Origin of the sequence: Thermovenabulum sp., from assembly GCF_049701175.1 — a bacterium.
GTDB lineage: Bacteria > Bacillota > Thermosediminibacteria > Thermosediminibacterales > Thermosediminibacteraceae > Thermovenabulum.
The window spans coordinates 91,860-111,255 of the sequence record NZ_JBNATW010000002.1; the positions used below are offsets into that span (position 1 = coordinate 91,860).

Annotated in this window: 15 protein-coding genes, 1 pseudogene and 1 riboswitch; all 16 genes and pseudogenes read right to left on the minus strand. The window is 37.8% G+C overall.

What is annotated here, in order from left to right; translation table 11 throughout:
• Positions 1-8 precede the first annotated feature (8 nt).
• The 16 genes and pseudogenes from trxA to ACPLVF_RS01235 all read right to left on the minus strand — a co-directional run bounded on the left by trxA (position 9) and on the right by ACPLVF_RS01235 (position 19,355).
• Positions 9-323, minus strand: a complete 315-nt coding sequence (gene trxA, locus ACPLVF_RS01160; RefSeq protein WP_424906018.1) for a thioredoxin TrxA — start codon at positions 321-323, stop codon at positions 9-11.
• Positions 324-506: 183 nt separating this feature from the next.
• Positions 507-596, minus strand: a riboswitch (glycine riboswitch).
• Positions 597-912: 316 nt separating this feature from the next.
• Entirely contained in the window at positions 913-2,244 is a 1,332-nt protein-coding gene (locus ACPLVF_RS01165) for a transposase (protein WP_424905986.1), read from the minus strand.
• A 267-nt stretch (positions 2,245-2,511) separates the two neighbouring features.
• A complete protein-coding gene (locus ACPLVF_RS01170; RefSeq protein WP_424905987.1) occupies positions 2,512-3,507 on the minus strand; it encodes an ABC transporter permease in 996 nt (331 codons plus the stop codon).
• Between the two features lie 11 nt (positions 3,508-3,518).
• On the minus strand, positions 3,519-4,577 hold the full coding sequence (locus ACPLVF_RS01175; RefSeq protein WP_424905988.1) for an ABC transporter permease: 1,059 nt from the start codon (positions 4,575-4,577) through the stop codon (positions 3,519-3,521).
• 1 nt (position 4,578) lies between these two features.
• On the minus strand, positions 4,579-5,433 hold the full coding sequence (locus ACPLVF_RS01180) for an ATP-binding cassette domain-containing protein (RefSeq protein ID WP_424905989.1): 855 nt from the start codon (positions 5,431-5,433) through the stop codon (positions 4,579-4,581).
• 1 nt (position 5,434) lies between these two features.
• A complete protein-coding gene (locus tag ACPLVF_RS01185; RefSeq protein ID WP_424905990.1) occupies positions 5,435-6,067 on the minus strand; it encodes a TetR/AcrR family transcriptional regulator in 633 nt (210 codons plus the stop codon).
• Between the two features lie 133 nt (positions 6,068-6,200).
• Complete coding sequence (locus ACPLVF_RS01190; protein WP_424905991.1) at positions 6,201-7,835, minus strand: peptide ABC transporter substrate-binding protein; 1,635 nt, start codon at positions 7,833-7,835, stop codon at positions 6,201-6,203.
• A 31-nt stretch (positions 7,836-7,866) separates the two neighbouring features.
• Positions 7,867-9,192, minus strand: coding sequence for a methyl-accepting chemotaxis protein (locus tag ACPLVF_RS01195; RefSeq protein ID WP_424905992.1), 1,326 nt, complete (start codon positions 9,190-9,192; stop codon positions 7,867-7,869).
• A gap of 139 nt (positions 9,193-9,331) precedes the next feature.
• The gene (locus ACPLVF_RS01200) at positions 9,332-9,592 is read right to left on the minus strand and encodes a hypothetical protein (protein WP_424905993.1); all 261 of its coding nucleotides are present in this window, start codon (positions 9,590-9,592) and stop codon (positions 9,332-9,334) included.
• A 95-nt stretch (positions 9,593-9,687) separates the two neighbouring features.
• Positions 9,688-10,110: a hypothetical protein gene (locus tag ACPLVF_RS01205; RefSeq protein WP_424905994.1), complete on the minus strand. Its 423-nt coding sequence runs from the start codon at positions 10,108-10,110 to the stop codon at positions 9,688-9,690.
• A 17-nt stretch (positions 10,111-10,127) separates the two neighbouring features.
• A complete protein-coding gene (gene yfcC, locus ACPLVF_RS01210; RefSeq protein WP_424906019.1) occupies positions 10,128-11,624 on the minus strand; it encodes a putative basic amino acid antiporter YfcC in 1,497 nt (498 codons plus the stop codon).
• 58 nt (positions 11,625-11,682) lie between these two features.
• A complete protein-coding gene (iadA, locus tag ACPLVF_RS01215; RefSeq protein ID WP_424905995.1) occupies positions 11,683-12,846 on the minus strand; it encodes a beta-aspartyl-peptidase in 1,164 nt (387 codons plus the stop codon).
• A 176-nt stretch (positions 12,847-13,022) separates the two neighbouring features.
• The gene (locus tag ACPLVF_RS01220; RefSeq protein WP_424906020.1) at positions 13,023-14,969 is read right to left on the minus strand and encodes a sigma 54-interacting transcriptional regulator; all 1,947 of its coding nucleotides are present in this window, start codon (positions 14,967-14,969) and stop codon (positions 13,023-13,025) included.
• A 226-nt stretch (positions 14,970-15,195) separates the two neighbouring features.
• Entirely contained in the window at positions 15,196-17,052 is a 1,857-nt protein-coding gene (locus tag ACPLVF_RS01225; RefSeq protein ID WP_424905996.1) for an aldehyde ferredoxin oxidoreductase family protein, read from the minus strand.
• A 205-nt stretch (positions 17,053-17,257) separates the two neighbouring features.
• A pseudogene (locus ACPLVF_RS01230) lies at positions 17,258-17,792 on the minus strand (reverse transcriptase domain-containing protein); the annotation flags it as partial.
• A 189-nt stretch (positions 17,793-17,981) separates the two neighbouring features.
• On the minus strand, positions 17,982-19,355 hold the full coding sequence (locus ACPLVF_RS01235) for an alanine/glycine:cation symporter family protein (protein WP_424905997.1): 1,374 nt from the start codon (positions 19,353-19,355) through the stop codon (positions 17,982-17,984).
• Between the last annotated feature and the right edge of the window lie 41 nt (positions 19,356-19,396).

A 19,396-nucleotide genomic window follows, 5' to 3' on the forward strand; every position in this document is an offset into this window, starting at 1 on the left:
CCCGCAAATTAAATATTCCTCTTAATCATCTCTTCTATCATCTCAACCGTAACATCTTTTGTAACCTGATCTACCTTCTCCCCTCCTTTGTAAATAATTATTGTCGGAAGGCCCATGACTTTTTGGCTTATCGCAAGGCGCATATTTTTTGATGTATCCAATTTGCAAAATTTAACCTTGTCGCCGTATTTCTTTTCCAGCTCTTCAACGTGGGGCATCAATGCTTTGCAGGGCTCGCATTTTGGCCCCCAAAAATCCACAAGTACAGGCCCTTCGGCTTTCAACACCTCCTGTTCAAAGTTTTCCGCAGTAAGCTCGATCATCCTTACCACTCCTTTCCCCTTATATTTTATTTTTTGACAAATTCCCCCTGTTATGCCGAAAAAAATAAAAGAGGAATAAAACTCCTTTAGAGTCTTATTCCTCCCTGTAGCCTTAAAAATTTTTGTGATAATTTTCCTTTAAGGCTTCAAAATTACCCCGTTTACTGGATTAACTCCAGGGGCTGTCGGGGTGCAGTCCTTTTGCCTGAGAGTTTCGCGAATCCTCGCTTTCCCCTTCGGCGCCCCAATAGGGGTCTCTCCTACACCCTTCATCCAATTATTCAATTTTTCTTTTAAACCGGAAAAATCTATTTAAATTTCCAATAATATTATATATAAAGGTGATAACAAAATCAAGAAGATTTTTAATTGGAGCTTTTTGCTTTGTACCATTTTTTTTAATTTCTATCACAAATTTATTGCATTATTTTCCCTCTATTGAAAGTACCAAAAAGAATTTTTTGAAGCCATAAGGCAGCATGTTTTTTATTTCCATATTTTTCTAACCAAAAAAAGGCAACACTAAAGTAAACCACTGTTTTTGTGGCTTCTTTGTTTTTTTTTGCTTTTTACAGTTAATTGCTTATTTTTATGCAGCAGCCGATTTCTCTTTTCTTTGAACTGGTTTTATAAGACTACGCATTTCACCCGCTTGTTTTTCTTTTATCCTTCCTAAAGCCATTGCAAGCATTATACATAGGGCTATACCGCATTTTATTTCCATTTTCTTTTTTCCTCTGATGTAGTGTTTCTCAAACCCAAAAGATTCATCTAACCTGCTGTTTACTCTTTCTACTGCTGTCCTTTTTTTGTAATACCTTCCCCATTTGTAGCTTGAACGGTCTATCGGGGTAAATATCCTCCTGTCTGTTTTTATCGGTATCCTTATTCCATTTTTTGCTTTGCATTCTTCCATGCATTTGCATTCTATCCCATATTGTTTGGCAGGACAAAGTTTCCTTATTGTGTTCCTGTCTCTTTCAAAACCTCCAGAAGGCATTTGCCGCTTTTTACCGGTTTTTAAGCAGTAGCAGTATACTTCTCCTTTGTAATCATATACTATATTCTCTTTGCCTTCTAACTGCCGGGTCTCTTCAGAATCTTTCCACATGTTTCGTATATCTATTACCGGCTTTATTTTGTATGTATCCCATAATTCGGTTATTAATTTTGTGTCATCGTATGCTTTGTCTGCTTGTAATGTCTCGCATCTTTGTATTATTTCTCTATGCTCTTTGTTTAGTTTCTCTATTAATTTATGGGCTTGTTTTACATCTGATTGGGAGGCTGTGGTAACACAATATGCTACAGGTAGTTCATAGTTTGAATCTACTATTAGGTGAAGTTTGTAACCAAACCATTTCACTATCTTTTCCCACATGGTGCCATCTTGCCTTTGTCCTCTATATTCTTTTCTACCCCAGTCTGCTTCTGTATCTCTTCTACCATCAGGTTTTTTGTTTTTGTTTTCATGTTTTGCCAGTGATTCTATAGCTTTGCTGTCTATGGCTAAGTCTTTGCCATAATCCGGCAGTATTTTTGATATTTCTCTCACTAATTGGTTAAACATTTTTTCTATTATTTCTTCATTTACAAATAGTTTTTTTAGGAATCTCGTATATACCCAGGCCGGTGGAACGGGTGTTTCGTAAAATCCACACATTAGCCTTAGCTGCCCATTCCTTGAAAGTTCTCTTCTTAAGCTTTCTATGGATGGATGTTGATATACTACACCGGCAAGTATTGAGTTCCACATTGCTCTAACAGGATAATCGTCTCTACCTTTTCCCCTTTGTTTTTCTAATGTCTGCATCAGTTCTTCATCGGGCATATATTCTATTACGAGACGTAATCTTTCAAGATCCCCTAAATTTTCTATTTCATCCCATACAAAAAATGTTTGTTGTGGTATAATAGACATAGGTGAAACTCCTTTCTTTGGTGTGTTTTGTTTGTTTTTTTTTTGTACAATTCTAATATACACCAGAAAAGAAAGGGTTTCACCTGTTTTTTTATGTTATGGGTGTAATTTTTGATATTGTATAAATTTATTATTATGAGAGTCCCATTTTTTCGCTTTTTTATGGGAGAAATTATTTTTTCGGATGCCCTAAAATCGCTATTTCATCTGTTTCTCTGATCATCGCAATTTACTCTAATTTATTGATTTAGCAAGATAAAAATGATATTAAATCGCGTTTATTCCTCCTTTCCGTTTAAAGATAATAAATATTAAAAAGCATAACCCCATAACCCATGCATTATATATAATTATCTGCCTCCAGGTAATATTCCCGATAAAAATTCCGTAAAAACCTTTAAAGGACCAATAGACAGGAATCCAGTAAAGGAAAATCTGCTTACCTTCGGGAAGCATCAAAGCCCCTACCACGGAACCGGATAAAATTATACCGAGCACCTTTAAATTTGCAATCCCCGCAATTTGATTACTACTTAAAGAACCCACTATAAAACCTACTAAAACGGCTATTATGGTTCCGCATAAAGTCATTACAAAAAGTTTCCCTGAATCTACATTTTTTATCCCAAGAAGCCATATAAGAACATACCCCAAAATCAACGGAATCAAAATTCCAATTAAACTTTTCCCGATAATGTATTCATATCCTTTCATCGGAGTAACAGATAAAGCACTTAAAGTCTGGGATTCTTTTTCTTCAATTATATTAAAACCTATTACCGCTCCGCATAATGCAAAAAGCATTAAAAAAAGCGATGCGGCTTCAACTACCGCCACGGGCGAATTCTTCCTCCCCAAATCCTTTACCATGAAATTTACTTCAATATCTTTATGATAAAGGATATCCTGCATTATCATTTGAGAAAGTTCTTTTGTGTCATTAGATTCATTCCCTTCAAATATTATTCTGTACTCATCCCCGACCTTTATTATCCCCGCAATATCATCCGCACCCCATATCCTTTTTTCAACACCTTTCCCGTCGTCAAAAACTTCCACGCTGCCGTATTTTCTCAATTCTTCAATTATTTTCCCTTCAACATTTTTATCCACTGCAAACTGCAGTGCCGCAGTATCAGCCCCGGCAATAAAAAACCTTAATACCAAAGCTAAAATAACGGGTGCCGCTATCATATACAAAAGCAGCGAATCCCTTAAACTGCCGGATAAATCCCTTTTAAATATATTAAAAATTCGTCGCATTTTTTCACCTCCTATTCCCATAGCAGGTATTTTTCATAAAGTTTTGCGGTAAGGATAAAACCAATAATATTGAAAATAACCAGACCCATAATCCCCGCATATACAATACCGGAATTCCCCGTTGGAAAAATAATTTCTTTTGCAGTAAAAAGCAAATAATAGGTAGGAATAACCTTTACCAGATTAGGAGTAAAACTGGGATAAAAATATGAAAGAAACGGCAGGGAAAATAATACGCTTACCGCAATTATCCATACACTGGCCTGAGAAATGTTGTCAAAAAAGCTTGCCAATATCAATCCCAGCAAAGCCGCAGCAATACTCCCCAGAACCAAATAAATCATTAACCAAAAATAATTTACCGTATTGCCCATCGTAAGAAGTGTTAAAATTAAGCAAGAAATAATCCCAAGGATTACCATTAAAATTATTTTAGAAAAAAGATATTCGGTAATTTTTGCCGGTGCAACAAAAAGCGCCTTAATGGTCCCTTCTTCTTTTTCCATAAAAATTAAAGCAGCAATCAGGAAATAACCCAGCAATATGGATTCCATTACAATAAAAGCCGGAATCATTATTTTATTAAAGGGGATTTCTTCTACGACCCTGTATTTATTTAAAGTTTCGGTCAATACTTCAGGCATACTTATATTCATATTTTTCAATATTTCCTGTTTAAAAGACAACAGCAAAGCATTTCTTATTTTTTGATTTTCATGTCCTTGAAAGATAAATTCTATTTCTGGTTTTTTAGAAGGATTTTTTATTATTATACCTAGGCTGTTGAAATCCCTGTTCATTTTTTCTTCCAATTCTTTTATCGAATTTACCTCAAATATTTTGTTATTTTCAATCTTGGCTTTTTCAATAACACGGTTAACGGCTTGTAAAGAACTGCTTTTATCCTCTATATAGTAAAAAACCTTGGGCTCTATATTTATTTTTTGTGGAAATACGTAATTTGTTAATGCCGCAAAAAGTAATGCAGTAGCCACAACGATCAAAAAAAAGAAATTCCTGTACGCAATTTTTAAATCCTTTTTGAGCAGGGTGCAAAATCTTTTAAACACCTTAACTCAACCCCCTACCCGTCACCTTAATAAAGATCTCTTCAAGGGTTGCTTCCTGAGAGTGAACCGTCTCGATATCTTTTTCCCTTATTAAATAATTTAATCTTTCTTTGTCTTCATCGTTTTCCATTGACAGCAATTCCCTTTTTAAAACTCCCTCTTCCTTATATTCTACCCTTACCATGTTTTTCCCGTATTTCAATTTTAAGTTTCGGGGAGCATCTATAAGGACTATTTTCCCGTCATTAATAAAAGCAACTCTATCGCACAGTTCATCCGCAATATACATATTGTGGGTTGTCAAAAAAACGGTAACCCCTTCCTTTTTCTTCTGCCATATTATATCCTTTATAATACTTGCGGTATTGGGGTCTAAACCGGAGGTTGGCTCATCCAAAAACCACATTTTGGGGTTATTTATCATAGACCTCACGAAAACCAACCTCTGCACCATACCTTTTGAATATTCCCCGGCCCTTTTTTTTGCGTCCTTCTCCAAACCCACCATCCGAAGAAGTTTAATGGGATCTTGTGTAGGTACGCTGAACATTTTTCTGTAAAATTCCAGATTCTCCAATCCTGTTAGCTTTTTATAAACATTGGGCTGTTCAAAGCATACCCCTATAATATTGAAAAATTCCTCCGTAGGTTTTTTAATGTTGATTCCTGCAATGCTTGCTTCACCCTTTTGTAAAGGAAGAAGCCCGGTTAAAATCTTTTGGGTGGTGGATTTGCCGGCACCGCTGGGTCCTAAAAATCCGAAAATTTCTCCCTTTTCAATTTCAAAGCTCAAATCCCGAACCGCATAATGTTCGTCACCGGTATAAGAAAAATAAAGATTTTTTACGGAAAGCATTTTAATTCCCCTTTCCTTTTGCCTTAATACCGTTTTCAATAATATAAAGCATCTTATCCACCAGGTTGTATATCCCCATGAGGTCTTCCCCTTCTCTTGTCTTTAGATAATACTCCGAAATATCAATGCTTAAAGAAGTAATGAGCATGGATACTAAGTCTACATCAATGGCAGGATCCACCTCCCCTTTTTCAATCCCTTTTATCAAAAGGTATTTGAAAAAATCCCCGCTTTTTTTCCTTGAATCTTCCATAATTTCGTCAAATAACTCGCTATCCTTTTCTTTTAAAAATCTAACCCCGATAGAAAAAGGCTTGGGATTATCTTTTGCATACTTTATTCCAGCAATATAAAGTTCGCGTATAAACTGAAAAATGTTAAGTTTATCAAAATCCTTCATAATATGCTGCATATACATTAACTTTTGTTGAGCGCTTATTTCGATAATGTATTTATACAGGTCTTTCTTATCCTGAAAATACTGGTAAAAACTTCCTTTAGCTATCCCCGCTTTTTCAACTATCCTGTTTACGCTCGCCTGTTTATAAGGGTGTTCGGAAAATTCATCAACAGCCGCTTCAATAATTTTTTGCCTTTTATCCTCCGGTAAATTAAAAAAAGTTGATTTTGGCATTTGATACCTCCTTTGAAAATTTATGACCAGGCGGTCATATTATATTAAAAAAAATATGACCAAAAAGTCACATGACCTCTTGGTCATATTATATAATAATAGAAAATTTTTGTCAATTTAAATATCTTTTGTTTTATTTTTTAAAAAAGGCATACACAAAATCAATATCCACTCCTCCTATAGGCGCTCTTACGAGATTCTGCAGTTCACCCTTTTTCACCCATACGTTCTGGGTAAAATAAAGAGGCACCATCGGAGCTTTATCTAAAAGATATTTTTCAGCTTCAAACATAATTTCTGCCCGTTTTTTAAAATCAGTTTCTTTCCCGGCATTTTTAATCATACCATCGTAGATCTGATCCTCCCACCCGCTGTTTTTCATATTCTCATCGGGAAGCCAGTATTCAAGATAAGTCATGGGATCATTGTAATCCGGCCCCCACCTCGTTATCATCACTTCGTATTCTCCCTTTCTCATCCGCTGCAGCCTTTCTTTGAAGGTTACCGTTTTTACCTCAATGTCTATACCTAAATTTCTCCTCAGCATATCCTGTATAATTTCTACACCGTTCTTGGTTCCGGAAGTGTCATCCACCATGAGTTCAAAACCGAGCTTGTTTGCTTCGGAAATGCCAAGCTCCTGCATAGCTTTTGAAAGGTATTCCTTCGCTTTTGTTACATCAGCTTTGGACGGGTAATACTCCATAGGAAACTCATGTACGAATTTCTTTTCCACTCCGTTCACATCCGGCGGTATAAATCTGGTAGCAGGATAAGCAGCTCCTTTAAATGCCATTTTTATAAAATCTTCCCGGTCAAGGGCATAACCTATTGCCTTTCGGAAGTTTTCGTTGGCAAGCCAGGGTTTATCTTTGGATTTCATATTGTATCTTATGAAATATACCCTGCCTGTGTTGTATTTTTGCGTATTTTCCCCGGAAATTACACTTTCTATAAGAGCCTCCGGAACATCGGCAAAATCAACCTGCCCCTTTTCAAACATCTGATAGGCGGTATTTTTATCACCAACTATATACACCCTTACCTCGTCTATTTTTATTTCATCTTTATTCCAGTAATTAGGATTTTTCTCCAGTACCAATTCCTGCTCATGCTTCCATTCTTTCAAAACAAAGGGCCCGTTGTAAAGAGCTTTATCGGCATCAGCGCCGAATTTTTCCCCCATTCTTTCTACAAAATCTTTTTTTACAGGCATAAATGAAGCCATTCCTAAAAGACCGTCGAAATACTTCGTAGGAGCTTTTAATGTAATTTTCAAGGTTTTGTCATCCAGCGCCTTTACACCAACCATTTCAGGATCGGAAATTTTCCCTGTATTAAATTCCTCCCCGTTGAGTATATAATATCCGATGAAAGCGTAATTTGATGCCGTTTTGGGATCTAAAAGCCGTTTTATTGCGTACTCAAAATCGTAAGCCGTTACCTTTGACCCATCGCTCCATACCGCATCCCTCAAATGGAAGGTATACGTGAGCTTGTCGTCCGATACATCCCAGCTGCTGGCTATGCCGGGTAAAACCCTGCCATCGTGTACCCTCACCAGCCCCTCGTAAAGGGCATTGGCAATGCTGAAGCTAAAAGAATCGGTCATTTGCTGGGGATCAAGAGTTGCAAGGTCCGTAGTAATCGAAAATTTTAGCTGACTACCTTTTGATGTACTTTCTCTGCTTTGAGCACAGCCTTCTAAAATTAAAGAACCCATCAAAAAGAGAATTATAAAAAGCGCAAGAATTCTTTTTTTTGCCATTCATAACCCCCCTTAAATTTAAAATTTTATTTTAGATTTTATTTACAATCCTCTCATAGGTTCCGTCCTTTTTGATTTCTTCAATACCCTCCTCGAATATTTTTTTATACTTGCTTAAATCCTTTTTTTTGCTGAATCCCAGCCGGATATCCGACGAGGTTTCTTCTATCATTTTGTATTTGTTTTTCCTTACTACCTGATTCAGTTTCTTATTTTTCAGGTAATAATCTCCTATAAATTCGTTTAATATAACAGCGTCAACAATACCTTTTATCAATTTCGTAAAAAGTATATCTTCGTTTAAACTTTTATCTTTCAATATAGAGTTATCGTTCAAGAATTTTTCATCATAGTTGTATCCCTGTATTATGCCGATTTTGTATTTCCGTAAATCATCATACTTTTCAATGCTCACACCTGAACTTTCAAGGGAATAAACGGCTTTGTAAATTTTGCCGTATTCTTTAGAAAAATCGATGAAATCTTCCCTTTCTTTTTTGTAAGATACGGTTGGTATCAAGTCTGCCACGCCGCTCTTTATGGCTTTCAGAGACATATCCCATGTGGTTACCCTGGTCGTTACATCTATATTTCTTCTATTGAATATTTCCTTTATAATTTCTATGTCTATGCCCTCCAGCTCGCCTTTTTCATCGTTATAAATAACGTATGGTTCGTAAGGAGAGCTTACAAGTATCAATTTTTCTTCCTTTTCTTGCAAAAATTCGCTTTCATTAATTTCAGAAGTCAACTCTATGTAATTGTCCTCCATTTTGCTGATGATATCCAGCAGTTCGCTTATATAATCCTTTTGCTCTTCGATGGCTTTATTAACCTTAAAGGTCGAGTTTTCTATTTCTATAATTTCTTTTGATATATTTTCTATAAAGCCATTTACTTCATCAGCTCTGCTGAAAATATAGGATATCTCTCTTTCAATATTCCCGCTCTCTTTTGTTGAATCATATACGTATTTTTCTATATCGTTTATATAGTTCACTATTAAGCTCAGCTTATCAAAATTCTGGGTGATATTTTTTAAGACTTCGATAATGGAAATACTGATCATGTTGCTTATTTCCTTAATTTGATTCAAAAGTGTACTTACTTCTTTTGAAACTTCCTTCGTATTGTAAGAAAGTTTACGTATTTCGGATGCCACCACTGAAAAACTTTTGCCCCGTTCTCCGGCATGTGCGGCTTCTATAGTCGCATTGAGCGCAAGTAAATTAGTCTCTTCGGAGATGTTTTTAACCGATGAAATTAATTCCTCCGCACGTTTTGACCTTTCTTCAAGGTTTTTTACAGCGCTTTCGGCAACTTCTAGTTTTTTCTTTAGAGTATTTAGATTTTCCATAATGGATATAACTTCAACCTTTTTTGCCGCAATATTTTGATAAATTTTGTTTGAATTATCACCCACCGTTTTTACATTTATACTGGTCTTTTCTATTTTTTCGTACAGGTCTTTTGTAAAATTTTTCGTCGAAAGAATGTTAGAGGTTTGTTTTTTTTGCCGCTTCCGAGAGCACTCTGGTCTGCTCTACAATGCTCCTCATCGCAATGGAAATCTCCTCAACGGAAAAGGAAAGACGGCTGAGCAAGCTCAAATATTTTTCGGCTTTTCCCTTAATACCTTTAATCCATTCTTTAATCCTATTTACACTAAAAGAATTTTCCGGTTTAAAAGAAGGATTTTCAACACTCAATAGATCATTTTTTAACACATTTACTGCTGACTTCCATTTAAATATCATAATTTTATCAGCCCCTCATTATCGGTAAAAAGTTTGCCTCAAAAATACCCGATGCGGCCCGTTTTTTAAAAACCGGGCCGCTATCTATATATATTTCAGTAGGGCGTGATCTTCAAATATTCGTTTATTACGGTGTAAGAACTATCGCCATCTATTCTCTGCCAGTAACCGTAAGTATCCGAATATCTATCCCATCTTAACCTGAAACCAAGTTTTGCTTTCTTATCATATTTTTCTCCTATCGCATAAATTTCAGTTTTGCTGTCCACAAGTTTTACGAAACAATCGTAAGCGGTATATGGATCAAAAACTGCATTTGTGTAAATCGTTCCGCTGTAATACTCATTGCCCCTCAAATTTATCTTTACAGGATTTGGCGTGATGTTTTTAGTTGAAAGATTAAAGGTATCGCCCTTCGAAATATAATGCATTTTAATTCCAAGTAGGCTGAAGTTCCTGTAGCTGTAATCTCTATAAGCATTGGTTAGGTCTATTATAGTAATCCCCCTCTTCCCCAAGGCCGTTATGGTATTACCTAGTTATACCCTATAACATGAGCTATAATTACGAATATGCTGCCCAGGAGGAATAAAAAGCCCTGCATTTTAATCTGCCATTTTGCCCATATGCTCCAGTCAAGCCTTGCAACACCCAGGACGCCCATAAGACACGCGGAAGTTGGCACTATTACGTTTGTAAGGCCGTCGCCCAGCTGGAATGCGAGAACGGCGGTCTGCCTGGTAACACCCACAAGGTCTGAAAGCGGAGCCATTATCGGCATCGTAAGGGCTGCCTGCCCGGAGCCGGATACAACGAAGAAATTGAATACTGACTGGAACAAATACATGAACCATGCGGAGAGCAAAGAGGGGAATTTCCCTATGCCCTGGGACACGGCATTAAGGATGGTATTTAGTACGGTCGGGTCAGAGGGGCTCGTGCCTCCCAACACTATAAGTATTCCTTTTGCCATACCCACCACGAGCGCTGCTCCCGTAAGGTCCGATGCCCCTTTAGCAAAGGATGAAGCTATATCGTTTACCGTCATGCCGTTTAGTTTGAAGATTACTCCTATTATGCCTGCCACAAGTCCTATAACAAAAAATTGAGAAGCAATTTCTGGAATGTAATAGCCCTTTTTGGTTACACCCCATACAACCCAAATTATACCTATCAAAAGGGTAAGTAACACTAACTTATGCCCGGTGGTGAATTTAACTTCTTCTTTTTCAGTTTCGGAATTAACCTTCACCTGATTTCTGAAATACTCGTCGGACTCATAAGAAATGGAGTTTAATGGATTTTCCTTAACTCTCACGGCATACCTCCAGGTGTACCATAAACCCGCTGCGGTAAATACAGTCCACATTATTATCCTGAAAGGTGCCCCGGAAAACACCGGCACATCGGAAACTCCTTGAGCTACAGCAAGGCTGAAAGGATTCATCCAGGACGTGGCAAAACCTATCTGGCTTGCAACGTAGGTTATGCATATGCCCACTACTGAGTCGTAGCCCATAGCGATAACCATCGGAACCACAATCATAGCAAAGGGTATAGTTTCTTCGCCCATCCCGAAAACGGCTCCGCCTAAGGAAAACAGGACAAATAAGACGGGTATTATTAAAGACTCCCTTCCCTGCGTTCGGCCAATCATCGCCATTATGCCAGAATCCACAGCCCCCGTTCGCAAAACTATGCCAAAGGCTCCGCCGATAACAAGAATAAAAGCTACCACACCTACAGCAGATCCCCATTTATCCCCCGTTACCAATCCTTCAAATACGTAATTGAGAAAACCGTAGCCGCCGAAATCCTCTGTACCCCATATCTTAGCAGGCTTTTTAACAGGCATGCCTTTTTCGTCGAGTTCATACTGGAAGGACCCGGGAACGACTACCGTCTTAGTTTTTTCCTTTCCATTTTGAATGTATGTCTTTTTTGCCGTTTCAAATTTTCCTACCGGCAAAAGCAAGGTCAAAATCCACGCCGCCAAAACCACATAAAATATGATTACATAAGTATGAGGCATATTTATGTTTTTAAACTTACCCAGCAAGTTTAACCCTCCCTTTTGATTTTTAGCTTTTTTAATACTTTTCAAAGGTTCCGAAAACTTCTAAAACGCCTTCCCTTACCATCCACCTCCCCTTTGCCAAAACGCTTTCGATTTCCAGATTTTCATTTAAAACCACCAAATCCGCATCCCATCCCTCCTTTATTTCTCCTTTCCCTTTTAACCCGTGTATAGTTGAGGGATTTTTCGTCACGGTGCAAAGGGCAATTTCCAATGGAATTTTGTATTTAAAAAACATTGCCTGAACGCTTTTTATCAACGCGGAAACGCTCCCCACACCCAATCCCACTAATCTTTTTTGGGAGTCAAATACGGGTAAACTTCCGTTTCCGTCAGAACTTATGGTGAGGTTATCCGCAGGTACTCCGGCCTTTATCGCTTCATATACGGCTTCGGCTGCCGTAACTTCATCCTCATCGTATACCTCCTCTCCTGCGGTATAATCACAGTATCCTCCTTTCATACCAAATTCAAAGGACTCCTTCATCAATCTGCGGTTCCTGTTTAAATGCGTGGGCTGAAATTGAGAAAGGGGAATATCCGCATAATCGGCGGCATCGTATATAATTTTCAAGCCCCTTTTCCCGTCTCCCACGTGTAAATGCACCTTACCTTTTTTGCCGCCAATCATACCACCTACGCGGGCTTCTCCTGCAATTCTTGCAAGTTCCTCAGGCGAGATCCCGGAAGACCGGTGATCGGATATTGCCACCTCTCCTACCCCCACAACCTTATCTATAAAGATTAAATCGGATTTAACGCTGCCCGTCAGGGTTGGAAGCGGAATTTGATAAGCCCCTGTATATATATAAGTAGAAACACCTTCATTTTCCAGGGATTTGGCTTTACTGTACAACCTTGCCATTGACCTGGTCACACCATCCGTGCCGAGACAGCCTATAACCGTTGTAACGCCGTTTTTTGTAAGTTCGGAAAGCCAAATTTCAGGAGTGGATGTCTCCGGCCCTCCTTCTCCGCCGCCTCCCGTTATGTGAACGTGCTGATCGATAAATCCCGGACAAAGGTATTTTCCTTTTAAATCCACAATTTCCAAATTAAAAGGCCCACTTATTTCGCATTTCTCCCCCACATAAATTATCCTTCCAGCTTCGATTACAACATCGCATATTCCCTTATCTTCGGGTGCATAAACATGAGCATTTTTAATGTGAATCATAACTTTCCTCCTTAGCTAATAGGCTTTAAATTGTTTTTGTTTAATTTTATATTTGCATTATTCATGCCATAATTTTGATTATTTTTAAATCCCAAAAATATAAGAAAAACTTTAAACTTTTTATTTTGTACAAAAAATATAGGCTTCAATGGGCTTAATTTAAAACCCATTAAAGCCTATTTTTCACCAATTAATGCCCTTCCCTGAAGCGTTAGCGCGGTACCCTGCCTTCCCCTGCCGGAAATTATATATCCCTTTTCCTTCAGATCCTGCAAAAGTTTTCTCACCTTTGAAGGCGTCACGTTAAATCCCCTCTCGCACATCAGGCGGGCTATGCTGTTTCTGCCTAATTTTATACCCTTCACCTCTCCTTCCCTTATGATTTCAAGCACATTAATCAAAAGGTCATTTATTTTCGTTTCCCGTAATAACGAATCTTTATTTTTCCCGTCCTTTAAAGTTATAATATCGGGTAAATCGTAGACTTTTGGAATACCCTGAGCCATTGTCAAAAGGTACTCCACGCAGTTTTTTATCTCCCTCACATTGCCGGGCCAGGAATAATCGAGCAGAATGTTTTTCACCTCTTCGGATAGATCCTTCCAGTGCCAGGGCGGTACGGTACGGGTTTGGTTTATAAAGTAATCAAATAAAAGCGGTACGTCTTCCACCCTTTCCCTGAGCGGTGGAAGAAATAAAAACAAAGGGGTTAACCTGTAAAAAAGGTCTTCCCTGAATTTATTTTCTTTCACGAGTTTGAAAGGATCTTGGTTTGTCGCAGCTATTATTCGGACATCCACAGGCACCATTCGGTAGCCGCCTATTCGCATTACTTCCTTTTCCTGCAGCACTCTAAGAAGCCTTGCCTGTATTTCTACAGGAATTTCGCTGATTTCATCCAAAAAAACGGTACCGCGATTGGCCATTTCGAAAATTCCCGGTTTGCCTCCTTTTTTTGCTCCCGTAAATGCCCCTTCTTCATAGCCGAACAGTTCACTTTCCAGCAAATTTGCCGGCAGCGCAGAACAATTTATCGCAATAAAAGGAAATTTGCTCCTTTTAGAGGCGCTGTGTATTGCCTGTGCGAATATTTCCTTACCCGTACCCGTTTCTCCGTATATTAGTACATTTGAATCACTTGAAGCAATTTTCTTAGCTTTCTCTATTGCTTTTAAAATAGCCGGGCTCTTACCTACGATATGATCAAACGTGTATTTTGTAAAAAAACCCTTTTCTTTTGCCTCGATGCGAAGTTTTTCTTCCATCTCGGCTATATCGCTGGCAAATCTTAGGTGTATGACCAAACTTTTCCCCAGTGAGACCTGAGTCATTATCATTTTTTCTCCTTTAAAACTTACTATATCATTTCCCATTCCTGTATTAACAATTTTTTCTACTTCGATCTTTTTTAATATTTTTCTCGCTTGATTGTTTGCGAATATTATTTTCTTATCCTCATCCAAAGCGAATATTGGGTCCTTAACAAGGTCCAAAACCGCCTCTATCTGCTTTTTCGAGTTTATTACATCATCCCGGGCAGAAATTAGATTTTTATTTAATTCAACTAATTCTCTAATATACCTTGCCGAAAGGTAGTTTGCCCTTTCCTCCAGCAAACCCAGTTCCCTTAAAATTTCTACCATCGTCGTAAGGTCTATCAACCTGCACCCTATATCCACCACTTTTTTTATGTAATTCGGAACATAGCTGGATTCCCCGGGCGTAACAGCAATCTCCGCTTCCGGGAATTCCTTTGCTCCAGGATAATACGGAATAAAATTTATATGATTTATTCCCAGTTCTTTAATTTGATAAACCGTCTCTTCAGCGGTAATTTTTGTATCGTTTACGAGTAAAACGGGCAAATCGGAAGAAAGCTGCAAGATAAGGTCCAGGTATTTGTAATTAATAGACCTTTTTGCGAGCATGACCTTTCCGTCAAAATTAATATCTAAATCCTCCAGCAAGGTATAATGGGTAAGTAAAATAATATCCGCTTTTAAATCCCTGGGGATACCTTTTTCCATAGAATGCGCCTCGATGGTTATCAAATCACCGATAATATCCTTTAGCTGATTTGTCAACATTCGGCTTGTATTTTCCCCCTGAGATACAAGTACCACTTTTTTCAAAAAAATCACCTCTTAGAGTTGTCCCAAAAAATTCCCCAGTTTCAGACCCTTTTATGTTATTATAATAATTATAATATTTTTTATTCTATGTTAAAAATTGAAAATCCTTTTAATTTATTGAAAATCGGATAAATAATACAAAAAAAAGAGACTTAAAAAAATTTTTTAAGCCTCTAAAAAGTAGGTTTCTTAAATTTTTCTTTCTAAATCAAATAAACTATACATTCAATTCCAGCTCTGCCAATTTTTCTTTTGTTGGAATTCCGTTTTTATCCCAACCCTTTATTTCATACATTATGTCAAGAAGCTTATCCTGATCAACCACTTCTCCTTTCCCGGGGCCGTCTTTTGCAGGTTCTTTGCTAAATCTCTCAGGGAGATAATCATCTTTTCTTGAAAATCCTTCTCTTATATTAAACATCCTTTCAAGGTTTATTACCCTTTCACTTGCTTTAAATAAATCTTTATAAGAAAATTCATAGCCAGTAGCATAAGACAAAAGTTTTGCCCATGTCTTACCTTTAACTGCGAGGGTAATGCTGGTAAATAGGCAAACCCCCAATAAATTTGTAGCCATAGACAATTCTTCCAGTGATTTTACCCAGGCTTTATTCTCTTCTTTTAACGGATCAACCCTTTCCATAACGCCCAATTCCTCTTCTAAGTATCCGAAGGCATCTATCGTAGAAGCGTAAGGCCTCAAATGATCCGCTCCTCTAGGCGAAAGCATATGAGATACCGCTTCTCCCTTGCTTGCCCTTACATTATCAGCAGCCATTTCAAGCCCCTTTACATGCATCACGTATTTTTCAGCTTCTTTCCCTATTTTCCTTGCTGCTCTCAAAGAACCCTCTCCTAACAGGGTGGCAAATTCCCCTTCTCTTTTACCAATTCTTTTTACCAGTTCTACTATTGCATCTTTATTGCCCCAATCAAGTTCCAGCCCTTCGGTTATTTCTCTATCGATTATGCCTTTTTCATACCATTCCATAGCCGTAGCTATAACCTGTCCCGTTGAGATAATATCGAGCCCCAATTTGTTCGCAGTGTGATTTGCAGCCGCAACAGAATAAATGTCGGGGTTACCCAGTTTTTGGCCAAAGGCTGCCAGAGATTCGTATTCCGGTCCCCCGCTTTCCATTCCTTCATATTTGCCCGCCGGGATTCTCGTATGTCTGCCGCACCCTATAGGACAGTTGAAACATCTATACTGCTTTACTTCCAGCTTTTCGTGATAAGCTTTGTAGCCCAAACGGTCGTTGAAATCCGTGACATCGTGCTGCCAGTTGTAAGCAGGGACAAGCCCAAGGTCATTCATTGCATCGAAAAAGGAGGGAGTCCCATACTTCATCATTTCCTCTCGCACAAAATACTCATCGTTTAGCTCCTTTAAAGCCTTTTTTACAGATTCGGTAAATTTTTCGGGATTTTCTACTTCAGACCTCCTTTTTGAGCCAAAAATGGCAATTGCTTTTAAATTTTTTGAGCCCATTACAGTTCCACCGCCGCCTCGCCCCGCTGCCCTATGGCCGTCCACCATTACTGCCGAAAATCTGACCATTTTTTCTCCGGCTTCTCCTATGCACGCTATTTCTGCTTTAGGATTATTATGTCTTTCTCTTATAGCTTCCTGTGTTTCCTCGGGAGTAAGTCCTCTTAAATTGTCCGCATCATAAAATTCCACATTACCATCGTAAATGTACAAATACTTAAGCGATTTTGCTTTTCCGTGAATTACTATCATATCAAAGCCGCATCTTTTTATGTGAGGTCCAAAATACCCGCCAACATTTGATGCACAAATTGTACCCGTTATGGGTGACTTAAACATTACAACAGTTCGTCCCGATGTAGGAGCTGTGGTATCTGTTAAAGGACCTGTTATAAAAAGTATTTTATTTTCTTCCGTTAATGGATCGATATGTTCTTTTAAATTGTCATAAAGATATCTTGCACCAAATCCTTCTCCACCTATGTATTGAGAAAACCACTTTTCCGGCATTTCTTCTTCCCAAACTTTTTCCATAGCTAAATCAATATGAAGCATTTTTCCATTATAGCATTTTGGTATCAAAATAACCCCTCCAATAATTTTGATATATTTATTATATTATTATTTTTCGTTATTGTAAATATTTTAAGAAATTTTACTCCCAAAAGTATATTTGAAATTGCATAAAATATCAAAAAATCGAGTAGGAGGTAGGTAATTATTTTAACTACCGTCCTCTCACACCACCGTACGTACCGTTCGGTATACGGCGGTTCATCAGAATTTATTATGCCATTGAAAGTCTCTTCGTCAGACTTAAGAAGCCTTCCCTTTCAAGGTATTCATTCGTTATAGAAGTGGATAATACCTGGCTATGGGATATCCTCCTGTAGCCTTTCCTTGTGTTTGCATACTCCCACGCCTTCACATCGTCTACCCCTAATTTCACTAAGTTATCGTGTTTCGTTTTGATTTTCTTCCATTGCTTCCAATAGCACATCCATATTCTCCTTTTTATCCATCCATCAAGTTCCTTCGTCGTTTTCTTCATACACGCTAACTTGAGCACCCTCTTGTCCCTTACTTTCCTTGCTACCAGCGACATCAGTTTGTCATGATTTATTCTGTCAAAGAACTTCTCTAAGCCTATGTCCACTACCCAATGGCTGCCTTGCTTTATGTGTTCAAAATCCATAGCTGCTTTTTGAAAAGCTCGGGTCAAATATTTTCGTGAGCACCTGAATTATCGCTTGTTGTATCATCCTGTCAAGCACCGTCGGTGTTTCAACTAGGCTAACTCCTCCATCAGGTTTGGGTAACTTTCTTCAGATTCCACCTTGCAATGGACACCCTTTCCTTCAGCTAACGGTTGGTGCTATCAACCCCCGCAATGGACTTTCACCATCAAGGTCGCGGGCATGCCGCGTGCACATTAATTAAGGGCAGGCATTTTACTAAAATGCCTGCCCCAATTATTGATATAAAGCTTATTTTTTACATACCTATTTATTTTACTCTTTTAACTTTTTTTCAACACCCATTACCTTATCTTCAAAATCATTGCATAAATTAACAAAATTATTACTCAAAAATATAAGAGCAATTACATTTGGAATTATCCACAATCCAGTTACTACATCTACTACCGTCCAAGCAAACTCAGTTGTCTTTCCTAAGGTTAGAAATGGGGGAATTAAATAAATAACCCTAAACAATTTAATTGCATTAGATCCAAACAAATATTTCACTGCAGTTTCAAAATGTATTGTATACCCAATCATTGTCGAAAATGCAAATAATAATACACCAATCCCTACTATATATGCTCCAAACGAACCATATAATTTTGAAAATGCAGCAATAGTTAAATCAGCACCAGTTAAACCACTACACCATAAATTTTCACTTGATGTTAATATTACCAAAGCAGTCATGCTACATATAACAATAGTATCTACAAAAACTTCAAATATTCCATATAATCCTTGGCGAATAGGGTGATCTGTTATTGCAGTAGAATGTACCATAGAGGCGCTTCCCATACCAGCCTCATTAGAAAATGTACCACGAGCAAAACCTTTCTGCATTGCAAGTTTTACTGTGGAACCTACAAAACCACCTATAGCAGGTGCAGGATGAAATGCATACTTAAATATCATGCCAAAAGCCGCAGGTAACTTACTTATATTTGCAACTATAATCCCTATTGCTGCCACTACATATATTGTAGCCATTAAAGGAGTTAATTTCTCGCAAAACTCTCCAATCCTTTTAAATCCCCCAAAAATTACTATAGCTGTTATTACTACAGAAGTTGTGACAGTAATAACTGGTGGAATATTAAAAATATTTTTCATTGCTACAGACATTGTTTGAGGTTGAACAAACACTGCAGTTCCTAATGCTCCTATTACCATAACTACTGCATAAAACTTTGCTAATAATTTCCATTTTGAGCCTAATCCTCTTTCTATATAATACATAGGGCCTCCATAAAAATTCCCATTACTATCTTTTTCCCTATATTTAACTCCTAAGGATATCTCCGCCATCTTAGTAGTCATTCCCAAAAAAGCAACCACCCACATCCAAAATACTGCACCTGGTCCTCCTATAGCAATAGCTGACGCCACTCCCGCAATATTTCCATTTCCTACACAGCTCGCTAAGGCTGTTGCTACTGCTTGAAATGGTGTCATCACACCTTCACCTTTAAGGTTATCTTTCTTAAAAGCATTTCCTAAGGTATTTTTTAAAGCATAACCTAAATTTCTTAGAACAAAAAATTTAGTTCTGATAGTTAAATATAAACCTAACAAAAATAATACCGTTATTGTAGGTGCTCCCCATAAAGTACTCGCAAACCAATTAAAAAATTTTTCCACTCTTATAATCCCTCCTTAATAATCTTAATAATATTTTTAAT